This is a genomic window from Chitinophagales bacterium (assembly GCA_040877935.1).
GTDB lineage: Bacteria > Bacteroidota > Bacteroidia > Chitinophagales > CAIOSU01 > JBBDNB01.
On the sequence record JBBDNB010000043.1, the window covers coordinates 239,644 to 260,785 of the forward strand.

7 protein-coding genes are annotated in these 21,142 nt (G+C 43.7%); 4 read left to right on the forward strand and 3 right to left on the reverse strand.

The annotated features are described in order from the left end of the window. From WD048_11975 to WD048_11985, 3 genes are read right to left on the reverse strand one after another with little or no spacing between them, the layout of a single operon-like run. The gene (locus WD048_11975; protein MEX0812926.1) at positions 1–3,825 is read right to left on the reverse strand and encodes a gliding motility-associated C-terminal domain-containing protein; all 3,825 of its coding nucleotides are present in this window, start codon (positions 3,823–3,825) and stop codon (positions 1–3) included. Between the two features lie 10 nt (positions 3,826–3,835). Beyond that, positions 3,836–9,157, reverse strand: a complete 5,322-nt coding sequence (locus WD048_11980; protein MEX0812927.1) for a gliding motility-associated C-terminal domain-containing protein — start codon at positions 9,155–9,157, stop codon at positions 3,836–3,838. Positions 9,158–9,169: 12 nt separating this feature from the next. Beyond that, positions 9,170–9,649, reverse strand: a complete 480-nt coding sequence (locus tag WD048_11985) for a hypothetical protein (protein MEX0812928.1) — start codon at positions 9,647–9,649, stop codon at positions 9,170–9,172. A 124-nt stretch (positions 9,650–9,773) separates the two neighbouring features. On the opposite strand from WD048_11985, the gene WD048_11990 reads away from it, so the two are divergent. The 4 genes from WD048_11990 (at position 9,774) to WD048_12005 (ending at position 21,043) form a co-directional block, all read left to right on the forward strand. Further along, complete coding sequence (locus tag WD048_11990; protein ID MEX0812929.1) at positions 9,774–18,911, forward strand: PKD domain-containing protein; 9,138 nt, start codon at positions 9,774–9,776, stop codon at positions 18,909–18,911. Between the two features lie 111 nt (positions 18,912–19,022). Continuing rightward, the gene (locus tag WD048_11995) at positions 19,023–19,610 is read left to right on the forward strand and encodes a toxin-antitoxin system YwqK family antitoxin (GenBank protein MEX0812930.1); all 588 of its coding nucleotides are present in this window, start codon (positions 19,023–19,025) and stop codon (positions 19,608–19,610) included. Between the two features lie 81 nt (positions 19,611–19,691). Then, the gene (locus tag WD048_12000; protein MEX0812931.1) at positions 19,692–20,129 is read left to right on the forward strand and encodes a hypothetical protein; all 438 of its coding nucleotides are present in this window, start codon (positions 19,692–19,694) and stop codon (positions 20,127–20,129) included. Between the two features lie 272 nt (positions 20,130–20,401). Further along, positions 20,402–21,043: a hypothetical protein gene (locus WD048_12005; protein MEX0812932.1), complete on the forward strand. Its 642-nt coding sequence runs from the start codon at positions 20,402–20,404 to the stop codon at positions 21,041–21,043. Positions 21,044–21,142: the final 99 nt, after the last annotated feature.

The window sequence follows — 21,142 nt, forward strand, 5'->3', positions numbered from 1 at the left end:
TTATCTTACAATGGTTATCGAACCCGATTTGGGTTTGGTATCATTATTTAAATCTATTACATAATAGTAGGTGTCTGAAGGCAACGGCTGTCCGTTTCGCTCACCATTCCAGGCTTGACTATATCCCTTGGATTCAAACACCAAATTGCCCCAGCGATTAAATATTCGAACAATTATTTTAGGATAAAGGTGCAGATTTTCCATCATCCAAACATCATTTCTTCCATCTCCGTTCGGTGTGAAGGAATTGGGAATATCCAGGCATTCTTCTTCAATCACCGGAAGCACAATAACAGAATCCCTCGAACAACCCACATAATCGGTGATGGTAACAGTATATTCCCCTCCTGCCAGGTTTTGCAATGGATTTCCAAAGTCATCGTTTGACCATTCAAATTCATAAGCGCCATGCCCATTTTCAGGATTTAATGTAATGTTGCCATCTGTTTGGTCAATACAACTCACAGGTTCTACTTCGGCATTGAAACGGATGGTATCGGGATTGCTCAGATAAATACTGTCGATATTTTCACAGCCTCTTCTGTCGCGAATGGTATAGACATAAAGTGCTTCATCTAAATTGCTGAGTACTGAATCGTTGCTGCCTGTATTCCAGGAATAGGTATAGGGCGGATTACCCCCATCGGGATACAGTCCAATTCTGCCATCGGCTGTTCCGGTACAGGTGATTTTTTTGATGTCGGTATTTGGAAGCAAAGTGTCGGGTTCGTAAAGGAAAAAGCTTGCGTTGGCAAGGCAATTATTGCTGTCTCTCAACTCAACAAAATATTCATCAGTGGGCGCATCGAGTAAATCTTTTCTGAAATAATTCAACTGAAACTCGCTGTTTGACCATCGGAAAGTATAAGGATCTTTCCCCCCGGTAATATCCAGGAAAATATCCCCGCTGCTTTCACCATAGCAGCGCACCGGATTGATGGAGTCATGGATTTGAATGCGGTCGGGCTGCGGCACAAATACTGAATCTATTAGAGTGCAATTGTTGGCATCCGTCAAAGTAACCTGATAAAAGCCCGAAGTAAGATTGCTCACTATTGCCGTGGTATCGGTATTTGACCAGGTAAAATCATAAGGGGCTGTGCCGCCAAGTGGCAGGAAAATAATGCGGCCATCACTTCCTCCAAAACATTTTGTAGCAGTCACTTCCTTGTCAAAACCCAGTGCTTCTGTGGGTTGGCTTACATTGAAACTGTCTATGCGCTCACAATTATTGGCATCGGTTACAGTTATAGTGTACCATCCGGCAGGAATATTCTGTAAATCCTCGCTTGAGGCTCCATTTGACCAATTGTATATATACGGGGAAACACCACCGCTTACATCCAGGTCGATTGCTCCGCTGTTGTCGCCATAGCATAGAATATTGGTAATTGTAGCTTCAACTATCAGTTCGGGCGGTTCTGTAATTTCTACGGTATCTATCAATTCGCAGGATTTGTCGTCAGTAGTGGTGAGAATATAAACATCGGCAGGGAAATCAATCAGGTTTCTGCTGCTTTCGCTCAATACATAATCAGAGTTTACCCAGGCAAAGCTATAGGGAGGTGTTCCACCGGTAATGGTAGTGATTACCGAGCCGTTTTCCTGTCCATAGCAGGGTACATTTGTTACCTGGAAATTGCTTTCCAGCGGAGCCGATGGTTGGTTGATAATCACCTGGTTGTTGGCCTGGCAGCCATTTGCATCCACGATCAACACGGTGTAAATATTGGCGACAAGTCCGCTCAGGTTTTGCGAAGATGAACCATTTGACCAACTGATACTATATGGAGCAGTACCACCGCTTACCTGCAAACTTGCGGTTCCATCATTTCCCCCATAGCAGGAAACATTGGTTTTTGTGATTGTAGAAACCAATGGTGATTGGGGCTCTGTAACTATTGCACTTTGCTGTATGGTACATCCGTTGAAATCCGTTACGGTAACTTCATATTCCTCCGCTGGTATATTGAGCAAGTCCTGGCTTGTATTGGGCAAGGTTCCCAGGCTGTTTGACCATTGGTAGCTGTAGGGCATTACACCTCCATTTACAGTGAGATCAATTTCACCATCACTTCCACCGTGGCAATTTACATTCGTTATTTGCACTGAAGTACTGAGTAGGTCAGGTTCATCCACAACAAATGAATCAACATAGACACAATTGTTGGCATCGGTAATCTCCAGGTAGTATGTATCGGCAAATAAATCGTCAATATCACGGCTTGTATGGCCCAGTGAAAAAGAGGAACTGTTCCATTGGTAAGAATAAGGCAAGGTTCCGCCACTTACGTTCAGATCAATTGCCCCGGTATTATTGCCAAAACAATCCACATCCGTTATGGAATCCTGTACAATAAAAACGCCCGGTTCGTGGATTGTAACACTTCCTGTTTCAGTGCAGCCTTTGTCGTCAGTTACCAAAACATCGTAATTTCCGGCAAATAGCCCGGAGATATCTTCAGTAGTAAATGTTCCGCTGTTCCAGTTGTAGCTGTATGGCGCAGTGCCTCCATTGACAGTTAAATCTATGGCTCCGTCATTTCCCTGTGCACAGGAAACACTGTCGGTATCAAAAGCAAGTGACAATGGTGCGCTGGGTTCAGTGATTTCAACAGAGTCAATATACGTGCAGTTTTCTATATCGGTAACGGTATAATGGTAAATACCGGCCTGTAAACTGCTAATTCCGGGATTTATTGAGGGAGGATTTGCCCACAAATAGGAATAAGGTGGTGTGCCCCCGGAAGCTGTAATGGTGGCAGAACCATCGCTATCGCCAAAACAGCTTACATTTTGTTTATTAATTGTAGCAGAGAGTGGCGCAGCAGGTTCGGTAATCGTTATAGTATTAAAAGCCTTGCAGCCTCTTGAGTCCGTGATTTCAACAGTATAATCATCGGCTGGCAAATTATTGATGTCTTCAGTGGAATAGCTCAGGTCGTAGGTGGAATTGACCCAATCGAAAGAGTAGGGGGGCGTGCCTCCGTTAACTGTGAGGTCGATACTACCATCGGTTTCACCGTAGCAGGTGATGTCTTGTTTTGTGAAATTAGAGGAGAGGACAGGTGGGTCTGTAAGTGTTACGCTTTTGTTCACAACACAATTGTTGTCGTCCCGAACAGTTACGGTATAAGTTCCGGCAGGTACATTGTTCAGGTTTTGTGTTAAATAGGTGCCTCCATTCCAGTTGAAATCATAAGCCGGGGTTCCGCCAAAAACCTCTAAAATCACACTGCCATTGAAATCGCCCCGGCAAGCAGGATCGGTGCCAGTGATTGTTGCCCCCAATGGGGTGTTGGGTTGCGTTACTACTGCATCGAATGAGGCAGAACAACCATTGGCATCCGTAACAGTAACAGAATAGGATCCGGCACTTATGCCATTCAAATCTTCACTGTTTGAGCCATTGTCCCAGGAATAATTATAAGGTTGGGTTCCACCATTGACAGTTAAATCAATAGCTCCTGTATTTTCTCCATAGCACAAAACATCTGTTATAGATAAATTGGAAGTCAATTGATCGGGTTCATCAATTACGGCCAGGTCAAAAACCTTACATCCTGTGTTGAGGTCAAGTACATCTACATAATAGATTCCTGCCGGTAAAAAATTGATACTGGGTGTATTGGCTCCTGTTGACCAGGAATAGCTGAAATTGCCACTTCCTCCGGATACATTTGCCGTAGCCGAGCCATCAGAGGAACCATAACAGGAAACACTTGGTGTGTTGGTGATATCTACTGCTGGACATGCTCCCTGGGCAAAAAGTCCGGAAGACAAACACAGGAAAAATAATACGCTTGTTAATTTAAATATTGACACAGATCCAATCTTATCTCACAATGGTTAAAGGCCCGGAAAACTCCGGGGTTCCGTTATTCAAATCTATAATATAGTAATAGGTGTCAGCAGGCAGTTCTTCGCCATTTACGGTTCCATCCCATGGTGTTGCATAACCATTTGATTCATAAAGGAGATTTCCCCATTTGTTGAAAATTTTAATTTTTACATTTGGGAACATGTCGATATTGCCCAAAACCCAGGTGTCGTTTTTGCCATCCCCGTTTGGAGTAAATGAATTGGGTATCCTCAGACATTCAACATCCGTTTCAGAAATACTGGCACTTGCGGTATCACTGCAATTGTTTTGATCTGTAACAGTCACGGAGTAATCCCCGGGAGGTAAATTATTGATATACCTTGTTGTAGCACCGGTTGACCACCTGTAACTTATTTCACCTGAACCACCATTAACTTCAACTTCAATAGATCCGTCATTTTGGTTGAAACAGCTTAAATTATCTACTTTTTTGATGCTTACTTCTAATTTTTCAGGTGCATAAGTGCTTGTGCTTGCAGTTGCCGTACATTCCATTGTATCAATTGCGGTAACAGTATATTCTCCGAATGAAAGGCCGGTGATCACGGAAGTGGAATCTCCTGTTGACCAGACATATTGGTATGGAGCGGTGCCTCCACTGGCAATAGCTGTTGCCGAACCGTCTGAGCCACTGTAGCAATTCAGGTCTGTACTGAAAAGCTCTAGTTCAACCGGATCCGGCTGATCAATGGTTTCCACTGAAGTCACTTCACAGCCATTGTCGTCAACTACACGGAATAAATATTGTCCTGCACCTACACTGTCAAAGCTTTCACTTTGATTGCTTGTCAACCTGAGCGTATCGCTCCAGTAGTATTTATAGGGTGGTGTGCCTCCAAATATTTTCGCCCCGATCCTGCCGTCCTTTTTGCCAAAGCACGTGGCATCCACACTGCTTGTTGACATTGTCAACGTGTTCAGTGGTTCATCGACAAAGCCACCGGAAATAACTTCACAGCCATTGGAATCGGTCACGGTCACGGTATATGAACCAGTTGAGAGGTCGAATAGATCAAAGGTAGTTTCCCCGTTTGACCAGTTGTAGCTGTATGGTTCTGTTCCACCTGTGACATACACTTTCAACTCACCTGAAGCATCTCCTTTGCAGGCCACATCTTTAACTGTGGTTTCGGCACGGAGCATATTGGGCTCTGTGATATTGTAAGAATCTGTCAGGGTGCAATTGTTTGCATCGGTAATAGTTACGGAATACTGTCCACTTGTTAAACTGTCAATAGTCGCGGTGTTTTCTCCGTTTGACCAATTGTAGGAATAAGGCGTAGTTCCACCACTTACACTCAATGAGATTTCACCTTCATTGCTGCCTTTGCAAAGTACATTTTTAGTTGAGGCAGTTGCGCTTAATGCCTGGGCAGGTTCTGTAATGGCAATATCGGCAGAATCTATGCATCCAAGCGTATCGGTAACAATTACCCTGAAAGTGTCTGCTTTCATTCCTTGTAGGTTTGGCCCTGTTGCAGAAAGTACAATTGAAGAGGAATTAGACCAGTAATAGGTATAAGGACTTGTTCCGCCTGATACATTTACCGATATAATGCCATCATCACCTCCATGGCAATTCACATCAACTGTTCCATAGGTGATATCCAGAGGTGTAGCAGGTTCGGTAATATCGATCACCTCATTTAGTGTACAGCCATTGTCATCAGTAAGCAGCAAGGTATAGGTTCTAGCTACCAGATTGTTCAGGTCTTCCTGACTGCTGCTGCCGCCTGTCCATGTCCAGTTGTAGGTATATGGAGGAGTGCCACCATTTACACTGATATCGATAAATCCATCATTCCCACCAAAGCAGGATACATTTTTAGAGCTGTATTCCAGTGAAAGTGAATCTTCAGGCTGTGGCACAAATACACTGTCAATCCATTCGCAATTGTTGTTGTCGGTAATGGTAAGTGCATAATTTCCACTGCCGAGATTGCTGATGTTTGCAGTAGCAGCACCGTTAGACCAGTTGTATGTATATGGAGCTGTTCCACCGGAGACACTTGTAGTTATTGCTCCGTCATTTCCTGCAAAGCAATTCACGGAATCCACAGTAAACGTAGCATTCAAAGGAGCTTGAGGTTCAGTAATTGTTATGCTGATTTGTTCTGTGCAATTATTTGAATCTGTGACTGTAGCGGTATAAGTGTCGGCAGAAAGATTGTTCAGTATTCTTGACTTTTGGGTCATGATAAACTGGTTGGAATTGACCCACTGAATGGTGTATGGTGCAATACCACCGCTAATTTGTATTTCCAGACTGCCGTCTTCGCCATCATAACAGGAAACATCTGTTTGGGTACTGCTTAAAACCAGTGCGTCAGGTTCTGTAATTGTGGCTGACAATATAATTTCACAGGCATTGTCGTCAGTAACCGTAACATCATAAGTTCCGGCAGAAAGGTTTTCGTTGTTTGCATTGGTATTAGCATCAGACCACAGATAGGAGTATGGTCCTGTGCCACCGCTAATAGAAGTATTGATGCTGCCATCACTACCGCCATTACAGCTAACATTTTCAACTGTCAATTGACCCGCCAATGCCGCAGCAGGTTCATTGATGATTGCGGTATCAAGTATTGAGCAGTTATTGGCGTCAGTAACTTCCACAATATAGGTTCCGGCTGTTAAGTTCTGCAAGTCTTGATTGTTGGAACCATTGTCCCAGTTGTAAGTATATGGAGGAGTACCACCACTTACTTCCAGGTCGATACTGCCGGTATTTTCACCAGAACACATTACATGGGTAATGTCCAGTGAAGTATTTAAAGGAGCAGCGGGGCCGTCAATTGTGGCCTGTATTGTAAATTCACAGCCCATTGTGTCAATTACCCTTGCCTCATAAGTGTCGGCAAAAAGATTGCTGGCAATTGTAGCTTTGGTGCTCAGTTGAATGCCATTTGAATTGGACCAGAGTACCCTGTATGGAGCTGTTCCACCAGTAATATTGAGTTCTATTTCGCCATTGTTGCCGCCATAGCATAGTACATCCGTAGTTGAAACCACAGTGGCAGAAAGTGGCTGTGCTGGTTCGTCAATAGTTATGCTTTGAATGTTTTGGCAATTGTTGGTATCGGTCACTGTTACAGTGTAATTGCCTGCAATTAAATTACTGATGTGCCTTGTTGTTGCGCCATTTGACCAGTTGAAGCGATAAGGTTCTGTGCCACCGCTTACACTTAATTGGATTGCTCCGTCATCTCCACCATTACAGGAGACATCCGTTTTGCTGAGGCTTACGATGAGTGAATCAGGCTCGCCAATCGTATAGCTGCTTGTTATTTCACAATTATTGGCATCTGTGATGGTCAGGTCATAATTTCCCGCAGCCAGGTTATTGATTGTCCGGCTGTTGCCCGCAGATGGTGACCAAGTGTAGCTGTATGGTGGAGTGCCACCCTGCGCTGTAACATCAATTGAGCCTGTAGGAGTGTTTTTGCAAAGCGCATCCTGAACATCGCTGGTGAGTATGCTAAGCGGTTCAAGTGGTTGGTTGATATAAATTTCTTCAAAAGCAACACAGCCGTAGTCATTGCTTACAATTACATAATGGGTTCCTGCAGGCAAGCCTGTCATGGTGTTGCTGTTGTTACTGCTGGTAACAACTTGCCCGTTTGACCATTCATAAGTAAATGGAGGTTCTCCATTGGTTACAGTAACTGTAGCTTGCCCTGAGGTATCGCCATAGCATAGTATATCCACCCCTGTCATTAGGGCAAAATAATCCCTGGGCACCAGCCTGAATTGGGATGAGGTAGAGGTTTCAGTCCCAACAATTTCCCAGGTATCGTTGAAATAATCCCATTGAAAATCTGCCAGGGGAATATTGGGATTGTACAGTGGCCCCAGGCTGAGATTTATAGGGGGAGTGGTAACTGCTGGTGTACAAAAAGCCGGTGTACAGGCGTATTTGATACAGGGGCTCCAGCCACACATGCTGGGGTAGGGCACACACACACGTGGGAAGCAAATACGTGGAATAAGCGTAAAACTCGGCACATGGAAGTTGAATTCCAGCACCTTGAAAATTATATTAATAGAAAGGCTGTCGTATGTTCTGTTGGTGAAATCATTGGATTCAGAATAGGAAGTTTCCACATCCATCCAGTCGAAATGGCATGGATAGACCACATTCAGGTCGTTGCCAATCTCCAGGGGAACATTTTGGGCGATCCCCGAGCGCGTAATATTCCCACCGGGGTCGGTTTCGAAGAACTGGACCACCGTAGGAAATTCAAGCATCCCCGTTATGGTGGGGCAATAAGTAAACCTTTGCCGGTTTGTTACACTGAATTGAAGATGTGCGGAAAAAATGGTGTAGCTCAGCGTTGCACCAAAGGGTAAGGAAAAAGTATTGCTCAGGTTGCCAATAACATTCTGTATAATAGGCCCTGCAGGTGGAGGAATAAATCCGGCAAATATTTCAAGATAGCGAAGCAGGTCGAGCGTAAGTATCACATAAGTGTATTCCCCGTCAGCCAATAAACATTTATCAGGCCTTACACTGCTTGTGGTTTGTGTATTGGGAATATCGAGATACAAGTCAATGCCCAGGCTTGGTTGAGAGATGTTTGCTGGCAAAAAGGTAGTGGTACAAATACTCGGGATACAAGGTGGTCGTCCAGTTCCGCCACAGGGAGTCACCAATACACAGGGATAGGTTACCGAAGTAGGTGTAATTTCAAACAGGGTAATCGTTGGGCTGGCATTTACATTGATATTGGGCAAATTGATACAGCCTCCCAAACAGAGTTGGCCACTTAGCGAAAAGCGCACATTCAAGTCAATATAAAAACCGATATTTCCACCCTGGGGAAATTCAGTATCGAGCGAGGCAGGAGGTTCCTGAACGGTATAGTCACTGCCGATTACAATGGTTTCGCCCTTCTCAAAGGTATTGGGCGAAGGCACATCCAGGGTAATGTCGATAGGGTAGAGCACATCTACCCGGCCACCGGAGAATCCGGCAATTTCAAAATAAGCGGCAAGGCCAAAACCAGCACCGATGGTAATTCTTGCACCTACCTGGAAACCGGCAATATTTCCAATACCCCCCAAAGTGGTGGTGGTGTAAGGAAAACCAACATTGAACAAAGTTTGTCTGAAATTGAGGCTGAAGGCAGAGCCCGGCCCCCACATATTGCGGTTCACTGCCTCAAAGGTCAATTGATCATTCACCTGGAAAGTTTGGGCATGGGCTTTATCACTGGGGAGGAAACCCAACAGCAAAAAGGCAAGCAATAGGATTATTTTATCAGCAGTTTTCAAACTCTGTTTTGTTTAAAACTCAACAGTTAAAAGGCTTTCCTTCATTTTGTCCTGGATCAGCTCTTTGGTCATTACCGGGTAATTGGCATTGATGATATACATATTGTTGTGATCCCCTGTGATGAAAATATATCGCTCGAAATCCATTCCCTCAACCGTGAAACTAACCAATATCAGGCTCGCAGGAACTCCTGCATTTGTTTTTACTTCTTCTTTGCCTTCAAGTGTAATCCCTTGAGGTTCGAGCACCTCTTCAGTAAAACTGAACTTCATTGCAGCAGGATTAACCCCCGGATGTTCAGTTACCTGAATAGCAGAACTGGAAGCCAGGTGAATAAAACCCTGGAATTCGTTAGATAATTCAAAACCTTCAGGAGGTACCATGCTTACTTTGCTGCCGGGCACGGAGATTCTATCGGATTCTTGCGCAAAGAGCTGTAAGCTGAAACAGGTATAAATCGCTAAAAAAACAATAAGGGAGAGCTGTCTCATTTTATCTTGAATTCTGTTGTGATTTGAAGGATTTTCTGACTGCAAGTTAATCAATAGTTTTTGTAATTTTACAATGATTCGCCTCTTTAGAATTTAAGATTCATTTTCCTAAAAGTCAATATTTGTGCAGAACTTAACATCCTTAAGCTTAATATTAATAGTGATATTTATTAATTTATATTCCCTCCATGCAGAGGATTTTTACTGGGTGAATAATGCAGGAAACTGGTCTGATTTTAACAATCATTGGCAGGACGATCAGGGCAATTTTCAAAACAGGATGCCAAGTGATACCGACAATGTTTTTTTCGATGCGGCTTCTTTTAACCTGAATGGACAGGCAGTAGTAATAGATGTGCCTGTAGCAGAAGCTAAAAGCATAGATTTTACTGGGATTACCAATAATCCTGAATTGCAGGGAAATGCTTCAGATACCATTGCTGTTTATGGTTCGCTGAAATTTGACGCAGCGCTAAATAATAATTTCCCCGGAATATTTGATTTCAGGGGCAGCGGCAGTGATAGCATCCACAGCAATACGGTGCCTTTTTCAGGAGATGTATTTTACTCCGGAAATGGAAAACTCAACCAGGGAGATGCACTGGAAGTTTTGGGAGGGCTTTATTTGTTGAGCGGTGAATTCCGCTGCAATGATGAAGACCTTGATATTGAATACCTGTGGTCCAATGGCAGTCAAACGCGCAAATTTGCAGCCGGGAAATCCATTATACACATTAATGGCAGCGGGGAAGTTTGGAACATCAATAATGTGAATTTCTCGTTGGAAACAGACAGTTGTTTTATCACTTTGGATCACAATAGCAATGCGGAGGTAATATTCAACACCGGAGGCAACCTGGTTGATTACGGCTCACTGACCATTAACTCTCCCAATACCTACATCGTGGAAAGTGGGAATTTTGGCCAGTTGACAGTTAATCCCGGGGTTTTTCTTCGTTTGACGGGCGGGGCCACATATAATATTGATGCTTTTTTTGCCGCGGGAGCCTGTGATGAGCAGATAATATTACAGTCTGACCAGGACGGTGCCCAGGCCTTTATAAACAAAACCACTGGTAGTGTCACGGTCAATTATTTAAAATTGAAAGACATCAATGCAGGCGGTGGTGCAACTTTTGATGCGGTCAATTCCCTTGACGAGGGCAATGTTACAGGATGGAACATTACAGCTCCGACAGGCCCTGCTGAATTGTACTGGATTGGCGGAAGCGGGAACTGGAACAATGCAGCCAATTGGTCGGTCAGTTCGGGCGGAACTCCTGCATCTTGTATTCCCGGCCCGGAAACGGATGTTTATTTTGATGCCAATTCTTTCCAGGCGAATGGCGATTCCGTGATTATCGATTACAATGCCTATTGCAACAATATGGATTGGGCGGCAGCAACATTAAACCCTTTACTGGCTGGCTCAGATCAATATAAAATTGAGATCAACGGCAGCCTGGATATGATTGCGGCCATGCAAGCTCCTTTTTCGGGCGATTTAAGATTTAAGAACATCGGTACCAAAACTGTAAATACCAATGCATTGCCATTGAATGCTGAAGTCCATTTTTCGGATGATGCCACCTGGAATATCCAAAGTGATTTTGTTTGCAATTACTTTGTATCGCTGGAAGAAGGAGGGCTGAATTCCAATGGCAACACTTTGACCTTAAATGCTTTTTATTCTGCTACGCAGGAACAGCGAAGCATCGACTTTTCCAATTCCATTATTGATATAACTGGCGATTCACTTGCCTGGAACATAGATGCGACAAACTTAACGGATGATTTCAGCGATTCAAGAATCAGCTTGTTGCACACTCAATTAAGCCCGGTAAGGTTTTCCGGTGGGAATTTGCAATACCATCAATTGATGCTGATTACCGCTTTTACGGAATTAAACGGCAGCAACCAGTTCAATTTGATTTCAATAGTTCCTGGAAATACATTGACCCTGGAAGCGGGTTCCAATACAGATGTGGATTCTCTGTCAGCAACAGGGAATTGCAACCGGCAAATTACCATCGAAACTCAAAGTGCTTTGGCACCTCCGGCCACAATAAGCAAAATAGGTTACGATACCCTTGAGGTGGAATATTGTGTGATCAGCAATGTGGAAGCGGATATTAGCGGTGGTCAGTTGAACAGGGCCATCAGTTCAGAATTGTTTTACAGCACTGCCGGTTGGACGCCCGATACCATTACGGGCTCGAACACTTTCTACTGGATCAATGGCAGCGGTAACTGGGACGATGCCAATCACTGGTCGCTGACTTCGGGTGGAACTCCAGCTACCTGTATGCCCGGCATTCGCGACACGGTTATTTTTGATCAAAACTCTGGGGATCCGGATTTTGTGAGGGTCAGGCAGGACGCTTTTTGTGCATTTATGGATTGGACAGATGTGGGAGGAAACCCCGATCTGGAGCTTTTCAGGAACATCTACATTCGCCAGGGTGCTTTTCTGAGTCCCGATATGACCCTGAATGTGGGGAATCCTGCCAATGCTTTTTCTTCCAAATTGACATTTCTTTCAGACTCCACCAATGTGTATTTCGATCCTGCGGGGGTGGATATCAATTCTTATGTGTATTATGATGCTGCACAATTAAGCGATACACTTTTCCTGCTCAACAATTTGATTATGGACACCAGCTTTGCGGGTTTTGTGATGTTGGGCGGTACTTTTCAGAGCAATGACAATGACATTCGCGCAGTGCGGATGATTCTTGAAAGTACAGAAGACAAATTGCTGCATATTGAAAATTCAAACATAGACCTTTCAGCAGGTTGGGATGCGCAAAATGCAGGCAATAGCCTGACGGTAAATGCCCAGAATTCCACCATACAGATTTTTGGCTCGCAGGCTCCCGGTTTCTTTTATTGTGCCGGTGCCGATTATTATGATTTGATCATCAAGCAGCAGGTGGAGGATACCATATTTATGACTGGTGACAATTTCTTTAACCGGATAGACATAGATGCTGGCGTTATGCTTGCCGTAGAAGGCGGATCGACCCAGCAATTGGCAGATTCTCTGGTGGCGGTGGGTACTTGTTTCGACAGTATCAGCATTGTATCAATGGACCCTGGAAATGCTTTTGTGTTTTTACAGACCGATAGCAAAGTACATGGGGAGTGCCTGAATTTGCAGGATTTCAGTGCTTCTGGATCAGTAAACTTCCCGGCACTTTTCAGTACGGATTTGGGAGGAAATTCAGGCTGGGATTTCTTAAATGACAAAACTTCCAATCCGGAATTTGACTTTCCTTCTTTTGATGTCTGCCCCGGAGATACCATTGTATTTAATAATACCACAACTGCCTTTGACGGCAATGTGAATGACCTGGATTTGGAATGGGATTTTGACGATGGCACTACATCACAGCAGTTTGACCCCACGCATATCTACAATAGCGGGGGAGTGTATAATATAGAATTGAGCTCCACCTATAAAAACGGTTGCAAGGAAACTTATCTGGATTCCATCAGGGTCAATGAGTTGAGCCTAACACTCAGCACCACTACAAACCTAACCATTTGCGAAGATGATGAAGTAACATTTTTTCTCAGTGACCAGGCCACGCAATACCGGTTTTTAAACAATGGAAATATTGTAAAACCCTATTCAGCCGATTCTTTTTATACCACAACTTCGCTGGCCGATGGAGATTCCATAAGGGCTGAATATACAGCTAATGGCTGCGAATTTACAGCCAATCCAATATTGGTTTTTAAGGTCAACCCGGCACCAAATGTCACCCTCGGTACTTCCGATCTTGATCTTGTGATCTGTGATGGAGAAACAGTGGTTTTTAATGCTGATGGAGCAGATAATTATCAGTTTTATGTGGACAATAACCCCGTAGGATTATTTGGATCGGACAGCCTGATAAGCATCAGCAATTTGAATGATGGGGAAACAGTAAGTGTAGAGGGAAGAACCGACAGTACAAGTTGTTTTGCAACAAGCGATACTTCCTACACATTTACTGTAAATCCCAATCCTGTGGTTGATCTTGTATCAAGTGCCAATCCACAGATTATTTGTGAAAATGAATCGGTGACTTTCACGGCATCCGGAGCGGATTTTTATGAATATTATGTAGATGGGCAAGTGGCTTATGGTCTCACTCCTGACGATACTTATGTGACTGATTCGCTGAGCAATGGTGATGAGGTCTATGTAATCGGTTATACCAATGATTGCCCTGGCCAAAGCAGTAGTTTTACTTTTACTGTCAATCCTAACCCAAATGTGACTCTGGCGAATAACAGCACAAACAATGAAGTATGTGAAGGGACACAGGTCACATTTTCTGCAAGCGGGGCATCTGCTTACCAGTTTTTTGTAGATGGAAATGCTGTTACGCCTTTGTCGGTAAACAATATTTATTCTACTTCAAATCTCACAGATGGAGAAATTGTGACCGTTGTGGGAGAGACCAATTCCTGTCAAACGACCAGCGAGGGAGATACCATGACTGTAAACCCTAAGCCGCAGCTTACATTCAGTATGAATTCGCCAGATACAGTGATCTGTCTTACAGAGGAAATTGTGTTTTATGCATCGGGCGCTGCCGAATATGAGTGGCAGGTGAATTCCAGTACCATTTACGGCCCCGATCCGGTGGATACTTTTGCTTATGATGGCCTGCAAAATGGGGATAAGGTGCGCATACGCGGATGGTCAGCTGATTCCTGTGCTGCCTTCAGTGATACAACATTTACCTTTACGGTACTGCCCATCCCCAATGTGAATTTATACAGCAGCAGCCTCGACAGCATTATCCAGGAATGCGAAACGGTCGATTTTACGGCTTTGGGCGCAGATACTTTCCAGTTTTATATTGATGGCGTACCACAGGGGCCTTTTTCCACTGACAATACTTTCAGTACCTCAAGCCTGCAAGATGGGCAGGTAGTGAGTGTAGTGGGAAAAAACAGCGAATGCCCCGCGCCCGGCAACCAGGAATATCCGATGACGGTCAATCCGCTGCCGGCATTGAATATAGTCAGCAGTATTTCAAATGATACACTTTGTGAAGCTGAAGGCGCAGCTTTTACCATTACGGGCACTGCCGATGATTTTGAATATTTTATCAATGGTGTTTCGCAGGGGCTGGGCAGCAGCAGGGATTTGAATGTGGCCCAATTGCAGGATGGTGATCAAATCTATGCGGCAGGATATACTTATGGTTGCCCTGTTTATACCGATACCATAGAGGTAACGGTTATTCCATTGCCGCAGATTAATTTGACAAGTTCTGCTATGCCAAACAATAATATTTGCGGAGGTGATACGGTAGTGGTTAGGGCAAGTGGGGCAGATGAATACGAATTTTTCCTCAGTGGCATTTCTACAGGTGCACCCAGTCCGGTTGATTCTTTTGTCACTTCCTCGCTGAGCAATAACCAAACGATTACCGCCCGCGGCTATTCATTTGGCTGTGGCGCTGATGCGGATACTACGTTTACTTATTCGGTTACTGCCATTCCCAATGTGAATTTCTATTCTTCCAGTCTTACGAATGTCATTTGCCAGGGCCAAAGCATTGAGTTTACAGCCCAGGGCAGTCCCGAATATGAATTTTTTATCGATGGCATTTCCCAGGGGCCTTCCTCAGCGGTGAATACCTTTAACCCGACTTTTACGGCAGCAGATACTTTCCTGGTGACGGTTACAGCTACCAACAACAATTGCAGCAGTAGCAGCAGCGATAGTTTTGATGTAGTGGTAAAACCAATACCGGAAGTGGAACTGGCGAATTCAGAACCGGACAAGACCATTTGCTTTGGGGATTCAATTGTTTTTACTGCAAGTGGCGCAAACAGCTACCGCTTTTTGGTCGATGGCATTTCCCAGGGGCCTTTTTCAACAGACAGTGTTTTCAGCACTACCCAGCTTCAGAACGGGCAGACAGTAAAAGCGGAAGGCATCATCAATGGATGTACTGCCGAAAGTGATTCTTCCTACACCTTTACGGTCTATTCCATTCCCAATGTGGTCTTGCAGAGTTCCGCTACCGGCAATTTTATCTGTGAGGGCGATACCCTTACTTTTACGGCAGGCGGAGCCAATGAATACGAATTTTTGGTCAATGGTGACTCGGTAATGGGGCCTTCTCCGCAAAATGTATTTGCAGCCGATACATTCAGTACCGGAGCTGTAATTGGCGTGATAGGCAGAAGCAATGGTTGCAGTGCTTATGAAGAAAGCAGCAATCCGGTGACGGTAAATACTTTGCCACAGGTCAGCTTAAGTGTTTCGGCTACTGACACTACCATTTGCGAGGGCGACAATGTAACACTCAGCGCCTTGGGTGCCGATCTGTATGAATTTTTCATTGATGGCGTGTCCCAGGGAAATCCCGGGAGCAATTCAAGCATACAGGTCAATACCATTCAGGATGGTGAGGTGGTTACTGCCATTGGTACTTCTTCTTCCGGCTGTTCCGCCCAGGCTTCCGGAACTTATGAATTTACAGTTAATCCATATCCTGTAGTGAGCCTTCAGCCTTCTGTAAGCGGTGAAATTTGCGAAGGCACTACTGTTGATTTCACTGCCGATGGAGCGGATATTTATACCTTCCTGGTCAATGGCATTCCCGTTGCAGGTCCCGCTGCTAATAATTTTTATTCGACTGATTCCCTTCGCAATGGCCAAAGCGTATCGGTAATCGGTGACAGCAATGGCTGTGCGATTTCTTCCGATTCGGTGTACAGCTACAATGTCTATATTTATCCTGTTGTAACCCTGCAAAGTTCTGAATCGCGCGACAGTATTTGTGTGGGTGATGAGATCACTTTCAGGGCCAGCGGTGCACCGCAGTATGAGTTTTTTGTAAATGGAGTATCGCAGGGCGTAGCGTCCGCAGTGGATTCTTTTGTGAGCAATAACCTGCAAACAGGTGATGTGGTGTCAGCCGAGGGGATCAACAATATTTGCCCGAGTGCGGCTGCCGATTCTTTTGAATATACCGTGATTGATTATCCGCTGGCGAATATGACGGCTTCCAATGGAGGGGCGTCCATTTGCTTTGGCGATACGGTGGATTTCACGGCTTCCAATGCACAGTATTTCCGCTTTTATATCAATGATTTGCCACAGGGCTCTTTTAGCAATTCCAATATTTTTTCTGCCGGGGAATTGGAAGATGGCGACTGGGTGAAACTGGAAGCTGCCAATTATACCTGTGCTGCTTTTTCAGCAGACAGTTTTCAGATTTCCGTAGATAAAATGAACCTGCAATTGTCTGCCAACCTGAATGCCAATATCACCTGCGAGAATGAGCCGGTGACTTTTACGGCAAGTGGAGCGGATGAGTATGAATTTTTTGTAGATGGTGTTTCACAGGGAGCTGCATCTGCCAATAATAGCATTAGCCTCAACAATTTGCAACAAGGTCAGGTGGTAAATGTGCGCGGAACCGATTTCAGTACCGGATGTACTATGGAATCTGAATTCCCTTATCAGATGGTGGTAATTGAGCAGCCGGTAATCAGCTCTTCAGAAGGTTCTGAGATTTGCGAGCGCGATACCATTGTTTTAAGCAGCAATTCGCCAGAAAACAACCTTTGGTACTATGATGGTAATTTAATTGAAGGTGAAACAGGACAACAATTAGCTGTTTACGAAGCAGGTGATTATACCCTGGAGACCTACCGCGGAGGCAGTGGCAATTTTGCTGCCGTAGGTGCCAATTATGGAGGACAATTGGGCAATGGCAACAAGATCAACAGCCGCGCGATTTTTACGGCATCGGATCCCGATAGCCTGGTGCAAATTGATGCCGGGCTGGATTATAACCTGGCTTTGCGCAGTGACGGAAGTGTATATTCATGGGGTGTCAATGATTACGGGCAGTTGGGCAACAGCAATTTTGCCGATCAGGAGGAAGCTGATGACGTGGCGGCATTATACCCAAGTACTGCATTAGCAGCCGGACATCAACATGCGCTGGCGATTTATTCCAATGGACAGGCATTGTCCTGGGGAAGGAATGATCACGGGCAATTGGGCAATGGCAACAATACCACCAGTAATTTCCCCACACCTGTAGATACTTTTAAAAACATCATTGCCATTGCTGCCGGGGAAAAGCACAGCATGTATTTGCGTGCAGATGGCTCTGTATGGGCATGGGGAGACAATAGTTTTGGGCAATTGGGTACGGGCAATTTCACTTCGAGTAATGTACCTGTACAGGTGACCGGATTGCCTGCCAATATCCTGGCGATTTCGGCAGGTGCCAATTACAGTATGGCCCTGGCAGCCGATAGTTCTGTCTGGGTTTGGGGCAACAATGCAGCCGGACAGTTGGGCAGCAATGGCATCGCCTTTTCCAATATCCCCTTGAATGCCGGGCTGCAAAATATTGTACAGATCGATGCGGGAGCCGTTCATGCGCTGGCATTGCGCTTTGATGGCAGGGTCTATGCTTGGGGAGGAAACAATTCAGGCCAACTCGGTATTGGAAGCGCGCTGGGCAATATTTACACCCCACAACGTATAGATTATTTAAAGGGAGTGATAGAAATTGAAGCTGGTGCTTACAGCAGTTTTGCCATAAAGCAAGACCGTTCGGTTTGGGGCTGGGGACTGAATACCTTTGGCCAGTTGGGCGACAGTACCGTAAACAATAAATTGGAACCCGTATTTATCGAAAAATTCAGCGGAGCCACACAGATTGCAGCCGGGGAAAACCACAGCAGCCTGATATACGGATTCAGCAGGGCTTGTGTATCGGATGTGTTTACCCTGCAAGTGGATTCGAACCCTGTGCCGCAAATCATAGATACCTGGCCAACACTCAGTGCCACTTCCGGGGCTTCCTATCAGTGGTATATCGATGGCATTCCGGTGCCCGGTGCTACCGACAGGATATTGAGCAAGCTGGTGGATGGCGAATATACCGTAGAGGTGACCTATGCCAATGGCTGCTCGGAAGTATCAGCAGCCTTTGATTATGTGACAGGTATTGAAGGGATTGACGCAGACAGTGATATTAAAGTATGGCCCAATCCCAATGCCGGAAAATTCAGTATTTCATTTGAAAAGCGGAATTTTGACCTGCCCGAGCGTGTTGAATTGCTGAATACTTCCGGTAAGCTTATTTTTACTTATGGAAGAAATGCCTGGAGCAGTAATGCAGTTTTGCATGTCGGGCATGATAATCTGGCTTCGGGTTTGTATTTTGTGAAAATCATTCTTGAAGAGCAGGTGTATATGAAAAAAGTTATCGTTAACCATTAATTCTCCCGATTATGAAACGAACATGGCAAAAAATTTTGACACACATGGATATGATCAAAATTTTTTGGCATCGTGAGTTCCATGTGACAGTTGAAAATAAATTTTAAACACATGAATAAATTAATTTTTTTATTGCTTATCACGGCCTTTGCAAGTGGCCTTTTTGCCCAGGACGAGGTATCCTGCGATGACATCGTGCGCATAAAATTTGAATGGGTAGATCGCGAAACGGAAGAACCATACAGCGGCTCCTGCCGCTCCTATGCCTACAATGGGCAGTTGATACAAAAAGGGCAGTTTGAAAACGGCAAGCGGGTAGGAGAGTGGAAAAGCTGGTATGCCAGCGGACAGTTGAAAAGCGAGGAAAAATTTGAGGACGACCGGCAGCAGGGCGTGAAAAAAATGTGGTATGAAAACGGGCAATTGGAATCAGAAGACCACTACAAAGACGGATTTCGCCAGGGCACTTACCAGGCCTGGTATGAAAACGGGCAGTTGAAATACAAGTTTGAATTCCACCAGGGCATGAAGATCGGGAGCTATACCTATTACCACCCCAATGGGCAGAAATGGGAAGTGGGCTATTTTGAAGACGACCAAAACACCGGCACCTGGCACACCTGGGATGAAAATGGCAAACTGATTATTGAAACTGTTTTCAAGAACGGAGAACAGGTTTCTGAGAAAAGGTTTGATTGAGGTATGATACAATCTTGGTTATTGCCTACAAGTTGCAAACTTGCGGGATGAGGGTGAATCAATTTTCTAAACAAAAATAAAATGAATAAAAATATAACATGTATGATTTGTTTTATTTTATTTTGTAGTGCAGTTGTTTGTCAAAATGATACTAATAATAAAAGAAGTTTTATTGAAGTAGATTTTATTAGCGAAGATGATGTTAAAGAGATATTAAGAACAGATTCTTTACCTAGAAAATATCAGGGCAAGAGTATTGGGACTTGTTATTTTTATTCGTTATTAAATGTTGATTGTGGAGAACAATGTAATGATGGCATATATGCTTTTGGGCAATTAGGGTCGCATAAACCTACTTATATTATGTTGGTTGATAACGATAAAATGAAAGTAATTATAGATTATAGCATTGAAAATGTTTTTACCATGGTCATAGAATTTTTTAAAAAAAATGATATTTCACGTGATAAAAAGATAACAAGTATTAATTCTGTAAATAACATACTATCACAATGGTAGCCATGCTACCCCCTAACTGGCGCGCATTTGCAGCCTTAGCAATTAGCAAGGCGAATGCGTGCCTGAGCTAGCCACATCAACATCCATAGAATTTTGTATTTTAGATAAATGTCTGAAAAATATAAAATAACAGATTTAGAGTACGCACACCTGCCCGAAATGAATTTCATTCAGGCGGGCTTCGCTATGCTGCAAAAGCCAGGCGGCAAAAGAGCGCGAGTGGAATAGGGGGTAATTTAGAGAGTTTAAATAAAGGAACTAAAAAGTAGTTAATGACAAAAATAGTATTGATTTTTTTTGCCATACTTTGTGTTATTATAGCTAACGCATATTATATTTACATATCTGATTTGAATGATGGATACTTAATAGTACCTTTTATTTTTCTGTTACTAAATTTTCTTTTTTCAAAAGTCGGCTTAAAAAGTAGTTTAGTCTTACTACTTTTTACTTCAGTTTCTACGATTATAGCTGCGAATTATTATTACAATACAAATTATACTACAGTCTTTAAATTTGAAAGAGATTTCAAAGGGACAGTTTTTATATTATTTGATCGTGAGGAAGGGAAAGAACTACCATTATTAAGAAATATGTTGCATATAAATGTTGATTCAAAAAGTGATTTTGTTGGTATTACTTCAACATCGTTTGAAAAGTTTATTAATACAAGAGTATTAATAAAGTATGGTGAAAAGCCATCATCGTATTTAGAGAATATTTTAAGACAAGAAAAAAAGAGGATTTTTAACTATAAATTTGACTCATTACAAGGAACTCATAATAAATTCTATTTTCTCTCTTTTCTAGTTACTCAAAGTGAGTTAGATAGTGTAGAACTTATGCTACACAATTATTTGGAAATTCATAGTGAAAAAATTGATACTTATAAAAGCGAGTTAAAGTCAAAATAATATGCTGCAAAAGCCAGGCGGCAAACGAGAGTGTGGGGGAAAATGCTCAACAAGTTTTAGTTAATGATTCTGAATCAGTTTCTTGTGATTCTGAAGATG